We start from the raw sequence: 16,226 nt of genomic DNA on the forward strand, positions 1-16,226 counted from the left end.
TTTCCGTTCCGACTGGGCGCTTTGCCGCTGACGCTTCGCTTTCGCGCAGAGCAGAGCTTCCTGGGGGCGTCCGATGAGCCGCTTCACTCGCGATGTTCGCTCCAGGGTCTCGGGCCAACAGATGTTTTTTGCGCGAAAGCGTAGTGCAACGAAGCGACAGCAACAGCACCGATGTTGGTCACGAAGGCGTTATCACAGGATGTGATGGTTTTAGCCTTCGTTCCTCTATTGCTGATCCCCAAGGAGTCGCCCAGTCTCCACTCCAATCAACTGATATACATAGCAAAAGTTTTATCACATGTCATTCCCAACGTTATGGTGACGAGCTACTTAAAGTAGAAGATAAGGAATTATAAAATACTTTTGTTTTATTTTCAATGTGAAAGAAGCCCCTCTATATAGACTTCATGTATAATAGGAAAGATTCCTAATTTGAAAAGAAAGTGAGTTTTTAAATATATGTACGATGTTATCGTTATCGGTGGTGGCCCATCCGGTTTAATGGCTGCTATCGCTGCTGGAGAACGTAAAAAGAAAGTATTATTACTAGAAAAAGGGACAAAGCTCGGCAAAAAATTGGCCATTTCAGGCGGTGGTCGCTGTAATGTCACAAACCGTTTGCCCGTGGAAGAAATCGTCAAGCACATACCTGGAAATGGTCGTTTTCTTTACAGCCCATTCACGGTTTACAATAACGAGGATATTATTGCATTTTTCGAAGGACTTGGTGTGGCATTAAAAGAGGAAGATCATGGGCGTATGTTTCCTGTATCTAACCGCGCGCAAGATGTTGTAGATGCACTTATTCGCCAGCTTCAGAGACTACACGTGGAAGTACGCTTAAACACACCCGTTAATAAGTTACTAATGGATGAAGAAAAAATTCTCGGGGTACGCCTTACAGATGGCACAGAAATTCGTAGTGAGGCAGTAGTCGTAGCCGTTGGTGGGAAAGCTGTTCCACAAACAGGCTCAACAGGAGATGGTTATCCATGGGCAGATCGTGCTGGCCATACAATTACAACGCTTTTCCCTACTGAGGTTCCTGTTCTATCAAAAGAGGATTTTATTCAAACTCGTGAGCTACAGGGACTTGCGTTACGTGATGTCGCTGTCTCAGTTTTAAACAAAAAGGGTAAGGCGCTCGTCACACACCAAATGGACATGCTCTTTACTCATTTCGGATTAAGCGGTCCTGCTGTTTTACGCTGTAGCCAATTTATCGTGAAAGAATTAATGAAAACAGGTTACGAGCCTGTGACAATGCGTATTCAAACACTTGTTGATTATAATGAAGAAACGTGCCTACAATATTTAAACAGACTCATTAAAGAAGATCCCAAAAAAGCGGTAAAAAATGTTTGGAAAGGAATTGCGCCTGAGCGCTGGCTACTATTTTTATGTGAGCGTGCAGATATCGATGTACAAATGACAGGTACTGAATTATCACAGGAAAAAATCCGTAACTTAGCTAGATTACTCGTCAATTTCACAATGACAGTTAGTGGTACACAATCCCTTGAAAAAGCATTTGTCACTGGTGGTGGCGTCTCTGTTAAAGAGATTGAACCAAAGACAATGGCTTCGAAGAAAAAGAATGGTTTATTTTTCTGCGGGGAAATCCTTGATATTCATGGCTACACAGGAGGCTATAATATTACGTCTGCACTCGTTACAGGACGTATTGCAGGGATGAACGCAGGAATGTAGTATACTTTGTATTTCGGACTTCTATTAGCGTTTTCCCAAAAGTTATCAACGACTTAACAGCGATTCGAGTTGCTTGCTATCATATAAAAAGCGTGTCCTGAAAACGCGGACACGCTTTTTTCAGCCTTCTTTTGACATATATACTTCCTCATATGGTTGAATGATGACAAACCCTTCACCAGAAAACGCCATTTGAATGGATTCACCACTACCTCGACCGATAAATGTTCGGAAGCTAATATCTGTTTTAAACTCGGGAGACAAATTACCTGACCACGCTACTGTGGCATGTGGATCAGTATAGATCGTTTCACCAGGCTTCACTAACAAGGTTAACGGTTCGAAATGAGTTGTAATGGCTACCTTCCCTCTTCCTTGTAAGGTTACATTAAACAACCCACCTGACATGACTCCTGCCATTTTGCGCATTAAATGAATATCCCAATCAATACTAGGCTCAAATGCGAGTAAATCATTACCGTTTACACAAATACCTTCATCCTTTAGATCGAAGACCGTTATTTTTTTCCCTTGATCGGCTAAATAAAGTCGCCCCTTACCTTTCGCTTTCATAAGTTGTGTACCTTCGCCGGTTAATGCCTTTTTAAACATTTTACCTAAGCCATGCTCCAACACACGCTCACGCTCAAATTTAATATCTCCTACGTAAGAAATCATCGCGCCCATTTTCGACCAAACCTCGCCATTTAGGTTGACCTCTAATACACGCTCAGTTTCTAACTCGAAATATTCATTTTCGTTGTCGTCCTGCTGTGTTTTATTAATAAACTCATTTAAAGAAAATTTCCCCATATCACATTGCCTCCTTATTTATTTTTATATACGTTTTAACTTTGGGAAAGATTCAATCAAAATCAATTATGCCTCGGCATAATTGCGTCCGGAATCGGCTTTGTGCTTGTCACACCCGCTGAAAAGCAGCTTAATCCGCAATCATCTCACCACCTATAGAAGTAGGAGACTTCTGTAGCTGACGCTTCGCTTTTGCTACAAAAAAATAATTGCTGAAATAAGTTAAAAACGAAAGGTGGTGACCAAAAAACATTTGTTTGATGTCGTTCTCTTGAAAATCGATTAATGAACCTCGCATTTGCTTTCCGTTACAAAATTTCTCTTTTGGTAGCGAAATCACTTTATTTCCCGTAATGATATTGACATCAGACATCGACTGTTATACATTAAACAGAGATTAATCAAGTGTTATATAACAACAGCTACAAAAAAAGACCATACAAGCGTCATGTGCGAAATGACACTCATATGGCCAATACCTTCAAGTGCGAATTGAAAGTAAAATTTATTGTGTAGCGGAGACGTCTCCAACCTTTTCAGAAGCTTGTTTTAACGCTGTTCGTTTACGTACATCTGCACGTAATGTTAATGAAATAATTAATGAAGCAGCTATTAATCCTGTAAACACATAGAATACTGGAATATAACTTCCATAAGAGTTTTTAATTGTGCTCACTAAAAGCGGTCCAAAAATACCACCTAATGACCAAGTCGTTAATAAATAACCATGAATAACTCCAAGTTGTTTCGTACCGAATAAATCACTTGCAAATGCAGGTAGATTTGAGAAACCTCCACCATAGCAACTAACAACTAAGAAAATAAGCGCTTGGAAAATAATAACGTTTGTTGTATGTGGTAAGACGATAAATGTAACTAGCTGTGCGATAAAGAAAATTACAAAGACGTTCGAACGACCAATATAATCAGACACAGCAGCCCATATTAAACGACCACCACCATTAAATAATCCCATTATTCCTACCATTGTTGCGGCTCCCGCAACTGATAATCCTACAATTTCTTGAGCCATTGGAGATGCAACAGAAATCATCATAATACCTGCTGTTACGTTTACTAAATGCATCGACCAAAGCATCCAGAAATGCTTAGTTTTTACAGCTTCACGTGCTGACATGACAGCTAAATCTTTTTTCACTACTTCTTTACCATTATCTGCAGCAGCCTTCATATTCGCTGGCATATAACCAGGTTTAGGCGGTGCTATATATGAAGCCCCTAAAATCATTAACGTGAAATAACTTGCCCCTAAAATAAAGTACGTTGTAGAAATACCTACAGCCTCCATTAAGTTAGCTGCGACTGGCGCTGTAATAAGTGCCCCTGATCCAAATCCAAGTACAGCCATACCCGTTGCTAAACCGCGGCGATCTGGGAACCATTTTACTAATGTCGATACAGGTGCAATATAACCAATACCCATACCCAGTCCACTTAGTAAACCATATGTTAACCAGTACATTGTTACGGAATCCATGGAAATCGCTACACCCGCACCAGCTTGTCCTGCCCCAAATAGAACAGCTGCTATCATCGCAGATTTACGTGGCCCCATTTTTTCTACTAAGTTACCAAATAATGCTGCTGAAAAACCAGCAAGCCCCATCATTATTGTGAAGGCAACAGTTACGTTTGTTTCACTCCATCCCATTTCTGTGACAATCGGTAGCTTGTATACACTGTATGCATATGCTCCACCGATTGAAAGGTGAATAGCGATTGCGGATAATGCAATTAACCATCTATTTTTATTCATAATTTCTCTTTTCTCCCCTCTTTTGCTACCTGTGAAAGTTTTATGAACGTCCATGTAAAACAATTTAACACTTAGAATTATTCAAATGCAAGATGTTTTTAAAAAAAATATTATTTCTCCAAAAAGTTTTTTATTTTTTACCCTAATAATCTTATAACGAAAACACTACAGTCTCTAAGTAAATAGATGTTTATTAAACGAAAACTACAACATTTTTTAGCTAATATTATTTTTCTACTCTATTATCCAACTCTACATAAATTATTTTGATATAATTAATCTTGTGCATATTTTCACATGCAATCTATGTATATTCACTTTTTCTAACGCTTATTATTTCTTCGTGGTTTTTTATAGGCTCACGAACAAATATCCATAAAGTAGAAATTCCGTGAACAAAAGAGAATTTCGAAGACGAAATAAAGAAATTTCTTTCATGCAAAAAGAAACTTAAAAACCATGTCAAATGATTCGTTTAACTTTTAATGGATATTCAATTAAATAAATACAATACACATTGTGCATACTTCAAAACGAATAATCATTACCTATTCATTTTTATTATTCAAATATATATTTTTTCTTTTAAAAAGAATTCTATACATTTTTTTTAGCTATGGCTAGTTATGCTTTTCAAACTTAAAAACAACTAAACCAATCAGCTATAACAGAAATATTTGCTATAGTGCACAAGTGAAAAAAGTACTTTTTAACTAAATATTGTTAATGAATACGGAACCCAATTATGGATCTTTTTATGTAAATCTCAACATATTCTATATTTGATTTTTTTAGTGTTTGTTATTTTAATACTTCAATTATCACTTTGGTTCCTTTTAAAGAGATGTGTATTTGATGATTGACAGTCAATTTCAGACGATTGTCATTACATATTTCATAATGAATTTCACAATTAATCTAGTCATGAATCAAAAAGAGATGCTCTGGAATAAATCGAGCTTCTCTTTCCTTTCTATTAAAAATAAATGATAAATACAATTATTAGTGGCACTAGTGCAATAAATGAACCGATTGATATATAATGTCTTTTTTCCTCACGCCCATAATAATAGTCAATCACAATTGTGCTTATCGTGGCGACAGCTAAAAATCCGAATATTGCAGCTGTATATATAAACCAACCATATATATTAAATAAAATTAAAGCCGCCCCTTGTATAAACTTAGCAACATACGTTGTACTTTGATGGCCTGCATTTATATATTTTGGCTCCTTTGGAATGCTAAACTTTTTTCGAATTGCTTTTTCTAAAAGCCACCCTAGAAAGAGAACAATTATTAAAAATGTAAGCATCTCACCGAAACTAATATCTTTTTCATCTTTTTGCATAAGGGCAATAAATGCCGAGGCAGTATCGTCATCTGTTACTTTGTAGAATATATTAGTATGTCGATCGCTAAAAGCTAGCTGCCCATCGTTTAAGAACATTTTTAACTGCATAACCTGCCCATTGTCAAACTCCACCCATACATCACGATATGCATAGTAATCACTATCTTTCTTCGATATAACTGCCTTTTGGAGTGTATTCGCAATGAGCGTTGTTTCCAAATCTTTTTTATAAGTCTGTTGCACTAAGATCCAACCAGTTCTTCCAGCCTTAAAGAAATCTTCCTCCCAATTTTGTGCAATCGTAAATCGTTTAATATTTTCATGTTGGGCTAGCTCAACAATCGTAGCATACTTTGCTACATCTTCTTGCTTCCATGGACCAATTACAATCAAAAAGAATAACGTCACGACTGTCCCAATGATAATCGCTGGATATTGCCATCTACGAGGTTGTTTATCTTGCTGAACTACATTGTGCAAAATACGCTCCTGCAATTGTTGGGAGAAACGTGGGGCTTCTCCAAGCTCTTTATCCAGTTTATCCTTAAAAGATGTCATCTTCCAGCACCTCCCAATGGCTTTTGTCCAGTTTTCCCTGCAAAATTTGTCTAGCTCTACGCAGTCTTGTTTTCACTGTATTTTCTGTACACCCAAGAACCTCTGCTATCTCCCGAACCTTTAATTCTTGATAATAATAAAGAATGATAACTTCTCTATAGATGATCGGAAGCTCAAACAAAGCTGCTGTCACAATTCTTCGCTCATCCTTTTCAAGTAAATTTGTTTCAGGCGACCGTTTACTGACCCCAATGTGCAGCTTTTTAAATAAAATATGACGCTTATTTTTCCAGCTTCGTAAATAGTCATGGCTTTTATGTACTGTTATTTTTACTAAATATGTTTTTAGTGAGGATCGTTGTTCAAAGCTCTCCTGTTGCCGATAATAAGCAAAAAATACATCTTGAACAATTTCTTCTGCAATAGCCCAATCTTTAACATATAGATAAGCTACACGAAGGCAATATTCACCATGCTCCTCCATAATATTTGCTAAATGCTCACTCAAACAAACACCTCCTATTCACACTATAGTCGTATCGAAATCTCAGTTGGTTTCAGTAGAAAAGAAAAAAAGCGCCCAAATATTGGACACTTTTTACATTATTATTTAACGACGATATTAACAAGTTTGCCTGGGATGACAATTATTTTTACTAAGTTTTTGCCTGCCATGTACTCTTGTACTTTGTCATCTGCAAGTGCTACTTTTTCGATTTCTTCTTTTGAAGCATCTTTCGCTACGATGATTTTTGCACGTACTTTGCCGGCCACTTGAACTGCGACTTCCACTTCATCATCAACAAGTTTAGACTCATCATATATTGGCCATTCCTTGTATGAAAGTGTTTCGTCATGGCCTAATATCTGCCATAACTCTTCTGCAACGTGTGGAACCATTGGAGCTAGCATTTTCACAAAACCTTCAGCGTATTCTGTTGGAATTACATCCGCTTTGTAGCAATCATTGATGAATACCATCATTTGTGAAATAGCTGTATTGAAGCGAATACCTTCATAATCCTCTGTCACTTTTTTCACAGTTTGATGATATGATTTTTCAAGTGTTTTGTCATCAGAAGCTTGAATTTTCGCAGCGATTGTACCATCTTCATTGACAAATAGACGCCAAATACGATCTAAGAAGCGACGTGCCCCGTCCAAGCCATTTGTTGACCATGCAACAGATGCTTCTAGTGGACCCATGAACATTTCATATAGACGTAAAGTATCCGCACCGTGTGAAGAAATGATTTCATCCGGGTTAACGACATTGCCTTTTGATTTAGACATTTTTTCATTACCTTCACCAAGAATCATCCCTTGGTTAAATAATTTGTGGAATGGCTCTTTCGTGTGTACAACGCCTAAATCGTATAATACTTTGTGCCAGAAGCGAGCGTATAGTAAGTGTAATACTGCGTGCTCTGCCCCACCGATATAAATATCGACTGGTAACCAGCGTTTCAGTAATTCAGGGTCCGCAATTGCTTCTTTATTTGTTGGGTCAATATAACGTATGAAGTACCAGCTAGAACCTGCCCACTGTGGCATCGTGTTCGTTTCGCGACGACCTTTTTTGCCTGTTTCAGGATCAACAACATTTACCCATTCAGCAATGTTCGCTAACGGAGATTCACCCGTACCTGAAGGACGAATATTATCTGTTTTTGGTAGCACTAATGGTAATTCTGATTCCGGTACTGGCGTCGTTGTACCATCTTCCCAATGAATCATAGGAATTGGCTCTCCCCAGTAACGTTGACGAGAGAATAACCAGTCGCGAAGACGGTAAGAGATTTTCTTTTCCCCTACTTCTTTTTCCTCAAGCCATTGAATTGCCTTAGCAATACCATCCTCTTTGTTTAAGCCATCAAGGAAGTCAGAGTTAATATGTTTACCATCCCCTGTGAATGCTTCTTTGCTAATGTCTCCACCTTCAAGGACAGGAATAATTTCTAAACCAAATTCTGTTGCGAATTCATAGTCGCGCTCATCATGTGCTGGAACTGCCATGATAGCACCTGTACCATATGATACTAATACGTAATCCGCAACCCAAATCGGCATTTTTTTACCGTTAATCGGATTAATTGCATAGGCACCTGTGAATACGCCTGTTTTTTCTTTTGCTAAATCTGTGCGTTCTAAATCAGATTTCAATTTTACTTTATCTAAATAAGCTTCAACAACTTGTCGTTGTTCCGTAGTTGTAATTTGCTCCACTAATTTATGCTCAGGTGCAATAACACAGTATGTAGCACCAAATAACGTATCAGGACGAGTTGTAAACACTGTGAAGTTTTCATCTGTTCCATCTATACTAAATGTTACTTCTGCACCTTCCGAACGACCAATCCAGTTACGTTGCATATCCTTAATAGACTCTGGCCAATCAACTTCCTCTAAGTCATCAATTAAACGATCAGCATAGGCAGTAATTTTAAGCATCCATTGCTTCATTGGACGACGTTCTACAGGGTGACCACCACGCTCTGACTTTCCATCAATAACTTCTTCGTTTGCAAGTACCGTTCCAAGTGCTGGACACCAGTTTACAGCTACTTCATCTACATAGGCTAAGCCTTTTTTATGAAGTTGGATAAAGATCCATTGTGTCCATTTATAGTATTCTGGATCTGTTGTGTTAATTTCACGATCCCAGTCATAGCTAAAGCCTAACTCTTGGATTTGGCGCTTAAATGTTGCAATATTTTTCGCTGTAAATTCTGCTGGGTCATTTCCTGTATCAAGTGCATATTGCTCTGCAGGTAAACCGAATGCATCCCAGCCCATAGGATGTAGGACGTTATAGCCTTGCATACGCTTGAAGCGTGAAAGGATGTCTGTCGCTGTATAGCCCTCTGGATGCCCTACATGAAGACCAGCACCAGATGGATATGGGAACATGTCTAACGCATAAAATTTTGGCTTTTCTGTTTCATTTTCAGTTTTAAACGTTTTATTATCAGCCCAATATTGCTGCCACTTTTTTTCGATTTGTAGATGATTAAAACTCATTATTTTTCCTCCTTTGAATGTGTCATGCTCTTCAATTCAAGAATTGACAAAATATTTGAAAAATAAAAAAACTCGTCCCTTTCTTCATTAGAAAGGGACGAGAGAATTCGTATCTCCCGCGGTACCACCCACATTAGTGATCACACTCGGCTTTAGCTTCCTTAACGCGGAAGGAACGGCACGAGCTGTTTCACTCGGGCAGACTCAGAAGGCGAGTTCAATTTGCTTTCCTACTAGCTCCCACCAACCGCTAGCTCTCTAAAAAGAAACACAAATTTACTATTCCTCATCATTGTCTTACATGTATTGCATTTATTCTAATGGAAAGTACTGAAAAGCACAAGACTTTGTTTACATACTACCCATTATTGAACAATTAAATTCTCTTTTTCTTTTGGTTGGGATAATTCCTGACATTCACGGAAAGCAAAGTGCTTACATCCAATACATTTATTTGTATCTAAATAACTTAAAGCTTTATTTATCGCTTCTCCTGTATGCGGATAAAAATTATCCTCACCAATTTCATCATATAGGCCATTGTGCTGTAGTACCCTTTTTAATTCATCTTGTACACCTGTAACTAAAATGGTGCCGCCCTGCGTTTTGAAATTTTGAATGATATTGCTAAAATATGCTTCACCTGTTGAATCCATAAAGGGCACTTTACTCATGCGTAAGATTAAAACTTTTTGCTGATGCTGAACGGAACTTACAATTGCCTCTTCAAAATTTTGGGCTGCACCAAAGAAAAGCGGGCCCTCAATTGTATAAATACTAATTTGTGGACAGTCACGATTCTGATGAACAGCATGTGATTGCACTTTTCCGCTCTTTAACGAATGGTCTGGTAATACTTTTGTTACCACAAGCTTTTCGCTCATACGCTTTGCAAATAATACGACTGCTAATACGAGCCCAACCTCTACAGCTAATGTTAAACTTGTAAAAACAGTAAGAAGAAACGTAATGGCTAAAACGAGGGAATCTCCTGATTTTAATTTAACGATATGCCCAAAATGCTTTTGCTCACTCATATTCCAAGCAACAACCATTAAAACTGGAGCCATACTTGCTAATGGAATATGTGAAGCAAAGGGCGCTAGTAATAATAAAGTGACTAATACAAATACACCGTGAATAATACCTGATATTGGTGATACTGCACCTGTTTTAATATTTGTCGCAGTACGCGCAATAGCCCCTGTCGCAGGGATCCCCCCAAAGAAAGGAGTGACGATATTAGCAATTCCTTGACCAACAAGTTCGCGATTACTATTATGTTTTGTATTTGTCATTCCATCCGCTACTACTGCAGATAGAAGTGATTCAATTCCGCCTAGCATAGCAATCACAAAGGCTGGTCCAATAAGTAGCTGAATTCGCTCCCATGTGATATCTGGAATCGCAAAATTCGGTAATGTATTAGGAATTTGACCATAAGCTGTTGCTATTGTGGCAACTTGACCAGAAAAAAAGAACGTTGCAACTAGTGTAGAAACAACAATGCCTGCTAACGCCCCTGGAACTTTGGGTAAAACTTTCGGTGTTATTAAAATAATGATAAGACTAATGATCGCCGTTAAAACACTATAAAAGTTTGTCGTACCAATATGCATAACAATTTCTTTTACATTGTCAATAAAATACTCATGTCTTTTAATATTTGTTAAACCTAAGAAATTGGCAATTTGGCCTGTAAAGATAATAACTGCAATTCCTGCTGTAAAACCTATCGTCACGGGACGGGGAATAAATTTTATTAATGAGCCAAGTTTAAAAATACCCATTAAGCACAAAATAATCCCGGCCATTAATCCAGCGATAAGTAAATTTTCATAGCCATACGAAATGACTATCCCTAACAAAATTGGCACAAACGCACCTGTAGGTCCTCCGATTTGAAACTTCGAACCACCAAAAAGAGAAATAAGTATTCCAGCAATAAAAGCTGTATATATTCCATACTCAGGCTTAACACCTGACGCAATGGCAAAGGACATTGCCAGTGGTATTGCTACAATCCCGACAATAGTCCCTGAGATTAAATCTTTCTTCAAATGATGAACAGAATATCCTTCATATCGCCCTGTAAACAGTGACTTCATCTATAAATCTTCCCTTCAAAATAATAAGCAAGGTAAATGTTTCATAAGAACACAGTCTACAAAATTTACATATCTTCTTCATTATTTTCGTTAATAGTCATTTCTTCTAATCTTGTAATTGTATTTATTAAGTGATTGTTGAAAATATCTTTTGTTACACCTAGTAATTCTCCAATCATCGGATCGCTTAAAGAATAGTAAACTTTTTTCCCCTCTTTCGTCCCATACACAATATTTTTACCTCGTAATACACTTAATTGCTGAGAAACAGCTGAGCCCTCTTTTTCTAAGCAGCTTTGAATTTCATTGACATTTTTCTTACCGTCTACTAGTAATTCCAATATTCTAATTCGTAATGGATGTGCTAAAGCTTTAAAAAAATCTGCCTTAAATTGCTGCAAGCTCTCTTCCACATAAATCCCTCCACGGAACTTCATTTTCATATATTCAAATATTTGAATATGTATGATTGATTGTACGCTACTATAAGCAAACTTTCAATATCAAACATTAAAAAATGAGCAAAAAACGTGTTTCCCACACAGTTTTTGCTCGTTTTCGGAAATTTTTTGTTAAATTTAACCTATTAATCTATCACTGTTTTATTCTTTCGTAAAGGATAATCATAGATAAGGCATGGAATAATTGCAAACAATACTATAATTACTAGGATTAATACGAGTACAATCATGCCAAACTGATCGACCATAATACCACCAAATAGAGGGCCAATCATACGACCAGTTGTTGCCGCACTATTAATAATCCCTTGATAAAAGCCCTGACGCCCTTTTGGTGCAAGCTGATTGGCGATGGTAGGTAAAGCAGGCGTATAAAACATTTCACCAAAAGTTAGCACTACCATTGCTGCTCCAAACATTTTAAAATCACTTGCAAATGCAATGATTCCAAAGGATATTGCGATAAGGATAACGCCAAATACTAATTGACGCTTTAATTTATTTTCCCAACGTTTCACTAGCGGCGCAATTAGCGGTTGCCCTAAAACGATAAGCAGACCATTAATAGTCCAAAGTAAGCTGTACTGTTTCAATCCTAATCCTAGATCTTGCGTATAGGAAGAAATAGTCGCACTCCATTGTGAATAAGCGAGCCAGCATAGTACAGAGGAAGAACTTATAATTAATAATGCATAAAACGGCGCTTTATTTATAATTCGCTTACTTTCACCCACGACATTCTTCGGTGCAATGCTCCCCGCTTCTAATCGTTTAAAAGTAAAAAACGCTATAAAAAAGAACAAAATATACATAGCTAAGTTGACCTTAAAGACGTAGTCAAATTTATAATCAGCAACAACGCCGGCAAGTGCAGGACCAATTGCTACTCCTAAATTTTGAGCTAAATAAATTGCGTTAAAGGCCTTTCGTCCACCCTCAGGCCACGCAGTTCCAGCTAAAGCAAACATTCCTGGGAATACAATACCTCCACTAAAGCCGAGTATCGTTAAAATCCACACATAATGTGGCCAGCCGTGCCAAATCGTTAAAGCTATTAATGAGGCAATCGTTAACAGAATGCCTAGCATTGTTGATTTATAGCCACCTATTCTATCAAATAAATAACCACCTAAGAGATTTCCTATTACGCCAGCAGCAGAATTCAGCATCAACACAAAGCCAGCCATCGCAAGGGACTTCCCTAAATAATCGTGCATATAAATGGCATTTAAAGGCCATAAAAATGAATTGCCCGTCGTGTTCACAAGCATTCCAATAATTAAAAACCAAACACTTTTTGGCATAGAATGACCTCCATTACTTCGCTACTCTAAATAGTTAGTTTATGTTGAAAAATACAAAAGCACAAGAAAAATAAATTTACTCTTTTTACATAGGCTTTAAACTACTTTTTGTGTAGGTTTCAGTCGGCCCTCCTCATGATTTTCTCCGGTCCAAGTACTTTTCGCTCGGCTCCCCCACGGTTTGCTCCAGTCATCCACATAATTATTAAATTCTTCCCTCATGACGGAAACACCAGCACGTGATAAAATATAGTGTTAGAGGAGTGAAATAAATGACAGAAACAAACTTTCCTTTTCCTTCAGATGGAAAAAGATATTATACATGGAATCGCTATTTACGTGAGCAATTTGGTCATAAAGTTTTTAAGGTAGCACTAGACGCAGGCTTTGACTGCCCAAATCGTGATGGTACGGTTGCCTTCGGAGGTTGTACGTTTTGTAGTGCAGCAGGTTCAGGTGATTTTGCGGGCAACAAAGTTGATCCTATCGAGGTGCAATTTGCTGAAATTCGTGACAAAATGCATCAAAAGTGGAAAGATGGCAAATACATGGCTTACTTCCAAGCATATACAAATACACATGCACCACTTCCTGTATTAAAGGAAAAATTTGAAGCAGCATTGGCTCAAGAGGGTGTTGTTGGATTATCCATCGCAACACGCCCAGACTGTCTACCAGATGATGTAGTTGAATATTTAGCTGAATTAAATGAGCGCACCTATTTGTGGATTGAGCTCGGGCTTCAAACTGTGCATGAAAAAACTGCAAATCTTATCAACCGTGCCCACGATTATGCAACATATGTGGAAGGTGTTGAAAAGCTACGAAAGCATGGTATTCGTGTATGCTCTCACATTATTAATGGCCTTCCTCTTGAAGACTATGACATGATGATGGAAACTGCTCGTGAAGTCGCAAAGCTTGATGTACAAGGCATTAAAATTCATTTACTACACCTTTTAAAAGGTACACCAATGGTTAAGCAATATGAAAAAGGCATGTTAGAATTTTTAGATCAAGACGTTTATACGAAGCTTGTAGCCGATCAACTTGAAATTCTACCACCAGATATGGTTATTCACCGTATCACAGGCGATGGACCAATTGATTTAATGATTGGCCCGATGTGGAGTGTTAATAAATGGGAAGTATTAAATGGAATTGATGCAGAGCTTGAACGCCGTGGAAGCTGGCAAGGGAAATTTTATCAAGCTGAGGTTACGAAATGAAGCTACAACGCGTTTTACAATATGCACAACAGCTAATAGAGGATACAGTTGAAGAGGGCGACACTGTAGTGGATGCCACAGCAGGAAACGGCCACGACACATTGTTTTTAGCACAACTTGTCGGCGATGAAGGTCAAGTATACGCCTTTGATGTTCAAAAGAGCGCTGTTGATGCAACTCTCTTTCGCCTTTTAGATAATGGCTTAGAGCATCGTGCACTTGTTTTACATAGAGGGCATGAAGAAGTAGCCAACTATGTTCACAAGCCAGTAGCTGCAGCAATTTTCAATCTTGGTTATTTGCCTGGTAGTAATCACGACATCGTTACACAGCCAAATACTACGATACAAGCAATTGAAGATTTGCTAAAGCTGCTCAAAATCGGTGGTCTTATTGTCCTTGTCATTTATCATGGCCATCCGGGTGGTAAAGAAGAACGAGATGCTGTGATAGAATATGTCAGTCAACTTCCCCAAAAATATGTACATGTATTAAAATACGAGTTTTTAAATCAACAAAATGATCCACCTTTTGTAATTGCTTTAGAAAAAACAAAAGATTATTCGTTAAGTTAATTAGATAGTTTAATTTTTATTTAAGGCATGATTCCTACAGCACATTGGAATCATGCCTTTTAATTTAACTTTTACCGAAATGACCGACATCGTGTCGGCCCTCATGTTGTTGTTACTGACGCTTCGCTTTCGCACAAAAAAACATCTGCAGGCCTAAGCACAAAGCTGATTTTAGACGCAATTACGCCGAGGGATATTTGTAAAAAAATATCCCCCGATGGCGCGGGGGATATGGAGGAGTACTTAATTATTTTTTCATGTCAAATTACCTTAATTAACTTAGCTTAGTTAGATTTTAAAAGTGTTTGTTGTTTCCCTTGCATCCACATATCGTTGATTTACTTTGTCCCAATCAACAGTATTCCACCAATTCGTAACAAACTCAGGTCGGCGATTTTGATATTTCAAATAATAGGCATGTTCCCATACATCAATAATGAGTAGAGGAATTTTCCCTTCTTTTAAAGGCGTGTCTTGGTTAGCTGTACTCATAATGGTTAATTGTTCGCCATCTAGCACTAGCCATCCATATCCACTTCCAAAGCGGGAAATGGCTGCTTTAGAAAGCTGATCTTGAAAATTATCAAATGTTTTAAAATAATAATCGATCGCCTTTCCAATATCAGCATTTGCCTCACCACCACCATCGGGACTCATCAATTCCCAAAATAAACTGTGGCAATAGTGTCCCCCACCATTATTTTGTACGTCTGTTTGAATGTCAGTTGGAAGCATCTCAAGATTTCTTAATAAATCTTCCAACGACTGATCTTGTAAATCCTTATGATCTTCTAATGCCGCATTTAAATTATTTACATACGTAGCATGATGCTTGGAATGATGAATTTCTAACGTTCTAGCATCAATATAGGGCTCCAACTGATCATAGTCATATGATAGTTTCGGTAAATGGAACACGGTCAATTTTTCACCTCCTCCCGAAAAGTTTCTTAAAGGAAAGATAATTTCCTTAAGACAAAATATACCTTCTTTTTCTATTACCGTCAATAGAAATTTTATTTTCTTTTATAGCTTTTTACCGAAATATGTAAACGACTTCACAGGAAACAAGAACAGATTTTAGTATTAATCCTTTTTTATTGCCTATCACCAAAGGTTGTGGATGGCATTTATTAAAACATATGCTTTTATATAAGTTGATTGGAGTGGAGGCTGGGTGACTCCTTGGGGATTAGCGATAGAGGGAACGAAGGCTAAAACCATCACGTCCTGTGATAACGCCTTCGTGACCAACTTCGGTGCCGCTGCCGCTTCGCTTTCGCGCAAAAAACATCTGTTGGCCCAAGCGGCTCATC

13 protein-coding genes and 1 other annotated feature are annotated in these 16,226 nt (G+C 37.9%); of the genes, 3 read left to right on the top strand and 10 right to left on the bottom strand.

The features are described from left to right. Window positions 1-459 precede the first annotated feature (459 nt). Entirely contained in the window at window positions 460-1,710 is a 1,251-nt protein-coding gene (locus ACFXN8_RS24695; RefSeq protein WP_386848098.1) for a BaiN/RdsA family NAD(P)/FAD-dependent oxidoreductase, read from the top strand. Window positions 1,711-1,830: 120 nt separating this feature from the next. Here ACFXN8_RS24695 and ACFXN8_RS24700 read toward each other — a convergent pair whose 3' ends face one another. From ACFXN8_RS24700 to ACFXN8_RS24740, 9 genes are all read right to left on the bottom strand, one after another. Beyond that, window positions 1,831-2,523, bottom strand: coding sequence for an AIM24 family protein (locus ACFXN8_RS24700; RefSeq protein ID WP_376077833.1), 693 nt, complete (start codon window positions 2,521-2,523; stop codon window positions 1,831-1,833). 130 nt (window positions 2,524-2,653) lie between these two features. Next, entirely contained in the window at window positions 2,654-2,896 is a 243-nt protein-coding gene (locus ACFXN8_RS24705) for a hypothetical protein (protein ID WP_386848099.1), read from the bottom strand. Between the two features lie 132 nt (window positions 2,897-3,028). Further along, window positions 3,029-4,300 (bottom strand): L-lactate MFS transporter, encoded by a 1,272-nt coding sequence (locus ACFXN8_RS24710; protein WP_376077828.1) that lies wholly within the window; start codon window positions 4,298-4,300, stop codon window positions 3,029-3,031. A 976-nt stretch (window positions 4,301-5,276) separates the two neighbouring features. Next, window positions 5,277-6,212, bottom strand: coding sequence for a hypothetical protein (locus ACFXN8_RS24715; protein ID WP_386848100.1), 936 nt, complete (start codon window positions 6,210-6,212; stop codon window positions 5,277-5,279). Continuing rightward, window positions 6,199-6,720, bottom strand: coding sequence for a sigma-70 family RNA polymerase sigma factor (locus tag ACFXN8_RS24720; protein WP_386848101.1), 522 nt, complete (start codon window positions 6,718-6,720; stop codon window positions 6,199-6,201). The genes ACFXN8_RS24715 and ACFXN8_RS24720 overlap by 14 nt, the downstream gene beginning before the upstream one ends. 98 nt (window positions 6,721-6,818) lie before the next feature. After that, a complete protein-coding gene (leuS, locus tag ACFXN8_RS24725) occupies window positions 6,819-9,233 on the bottom strand; it encodes a leucine--tRNA ligase (protein ID WP_386848102.1) in 2,415 nt (804 codons plus the stop codon). A 90-nt stretch (window positions 9,234-9,323) separates the two neighbouring features. Beyond that, window positions 9,324-9,535 (bottom strand) — a binding site (T-box leader). A gap of 63 nt (window positions 9,536-9,598) precedes the next feature. Further along, window positions 9,599-11,341 carry a SulP family inorganic anion transporter gene (locus tag ACFXN8_RS24730; RefSeq protein WP_386848103.1) on the bottom strand — a complete coding sequence of 581 codons (1,743 nt, stop codon included), beginning with the start codon at window positions 11,339-11,341 and terminating at the stop codon, window positions 9,599-9,601. 65 nt (window positions 11,342-11,406) lie between these two features. Beyond that, window positions 11,407-11,754 (bottom strand): ArsR/SmtB family transcription factor, encoded by a 348-nt coding sequence (locus tag ACFXN8_RS24735; protein ID WP_386848104.1) that lies wholly within the window; start codon window positions 11,752-11,754, stop codon window positions 11,407-11,409. 173 nt (window positions 11,755-11,927) lie between these two features. Beyond that, window positions 11,928-13,106: an MDR family MFS transporter gene (locus ACFXN8_RS24740; protein WP_386848105.1), complete on the bottom strand. Its 1,179-nt coding sequence runs from the start codon at window positions 13,104-13,106 to the stop codon at window positions 11,928-11,930. A 272-nt stretch (window positions 13,107-13,378) separates the two neighbouring features. Here ACFXN8_RS24740 and mnmL point away from each other — a divergent pair, with 272 nt between their 5' ends. Together mnmL and mnmM are read left to right on the top strand one after the other, a co-directional pair. Beyond that, window positions 13,379-14,335 (top strand): tRNA modification radical SAM protein MnmL/YtqA, encoded by a 957-nt coding sequence (gene mnmL / locus ACFXN8_RS24745; RefSeq protein ID WP_386848106.1) that lies wholly within the window; start codon window positions 13,379-13,381, stop codon window positions 14,333-14,335. Then, window positions 14,332-14,910: a tRNA 5-(aminomethyl)-2-thiouridylate-methyltransferase MnmM gene (gene mnmM, locus ACFXN8_RS24750; protein WP_386848107.1), complete on the top strand. Its 579-nt coding sequence runs from the start codon at window positions 14,332-14,334 to the stop codon at window positions 14,908-14,910. Before mnmL ends, mnmM begins: the two co-directional genes overlap by 4 nt. A gap of 288 nt (window positions 14,911-15,198) precedes the next feature. On the opposite strand, the gene ACFXN8_RS24755 is transcribed toward mnmM, so the two are convergent. Further along, window positions 15,199-15,834 carry a superoxide dismutase gene (locus ACFXN8_RS24755; RefSeq protein ID WP_386848108.1) on the bottom strand — a complete coding sequence of 212 codons (636 nt, stop codon included), beginning with the start codon at window positions 15,832-15,834 and terminating at the stop codon, window positions 15,199-15,201. Between the last annotated feature and the right edge of the window lie 392 nt (window positions 15,835-16,226).

Origin of the sequence: Lysinibacillus sp. NPDC059133 (assembly GCF_042755925.1) — a bacterium.
GTDB lineage: Bacteria > Bacillota > Bacilli > Bacillales_A > Planococcaceae > Lysinibacillus.

Bases quoted from the DNA above. Each gene is read 5' to 3' on its own strand.
- ACFXN8_RS24695 (WP_386848098.1), top strand. From the start codon at position 460: ATGTACGATGTTATCGTTATCGGTGGTGGCCCATCCGGTTTAATGGCT.
- ACFXN8_RS24700 (WP_376077833.1), bottom strand. From the start codon at position 2,523: ATGGGGAAATTTTCTTTAAATGAGTTTATTAATAAAACACAGCAGGAC.
- ACFXN8_RS24705 (WP_386848099.1), bottom strand. From the start codon at position 2,896: ATGTCTGATGTCAATATCATTACGGGAAATAAAGTGATTTCGCTACCA.
- ACFXN8_RS24710 (WP_376077828.1), bottom strand. From the start codon at position 4,300: ATGAATAAAAATAGATGGTTAATTGCATTATCCGCAATCGCTATTCAC.
- ACFXN8_RS24715 (WP_386848100.1), bottom strand. From the start codon at position 6,212: ATGACATCTTTTAAGGATAAACTGGATAAAGAGCTTGGAGAAGCCCCA.
- leuS (WP_386848102.1), bottom strand. From the start codon at position 9,233: ATGAGTTTTAATCATCTACAAATCGAAAAAAAGTGGCAGCAATATTGG.
- ACFXN8_RS24730 (WP_386848103.1), bottom strand. From the start codon at position 11,341: ATGAAGTCACTGTTTACAGGGCGATATGAAGGATATTCTGTTCATCAT.
- ACFXN8_RS24740 (WP_386848105.1), bottom strand. From the start codon at position 13,106: ATGCCAAAAAGTGTTTGGTTTTTAATTATTGGAATGCTTGTGAACACG.
- mnmL (WP_386848106.1), top strand. From the start codon at position 13,379: ATGACAGAAACAAACTTTCCTTTTCCTTCAGATGGAAAAAGATATTAT.
- mnmM (WP_386848107.1), top strand. From the start codon at position 14,332: ATGAAGCTACAACGCGTTTTACAATATGCACAACAGCTAATAGAGGAT.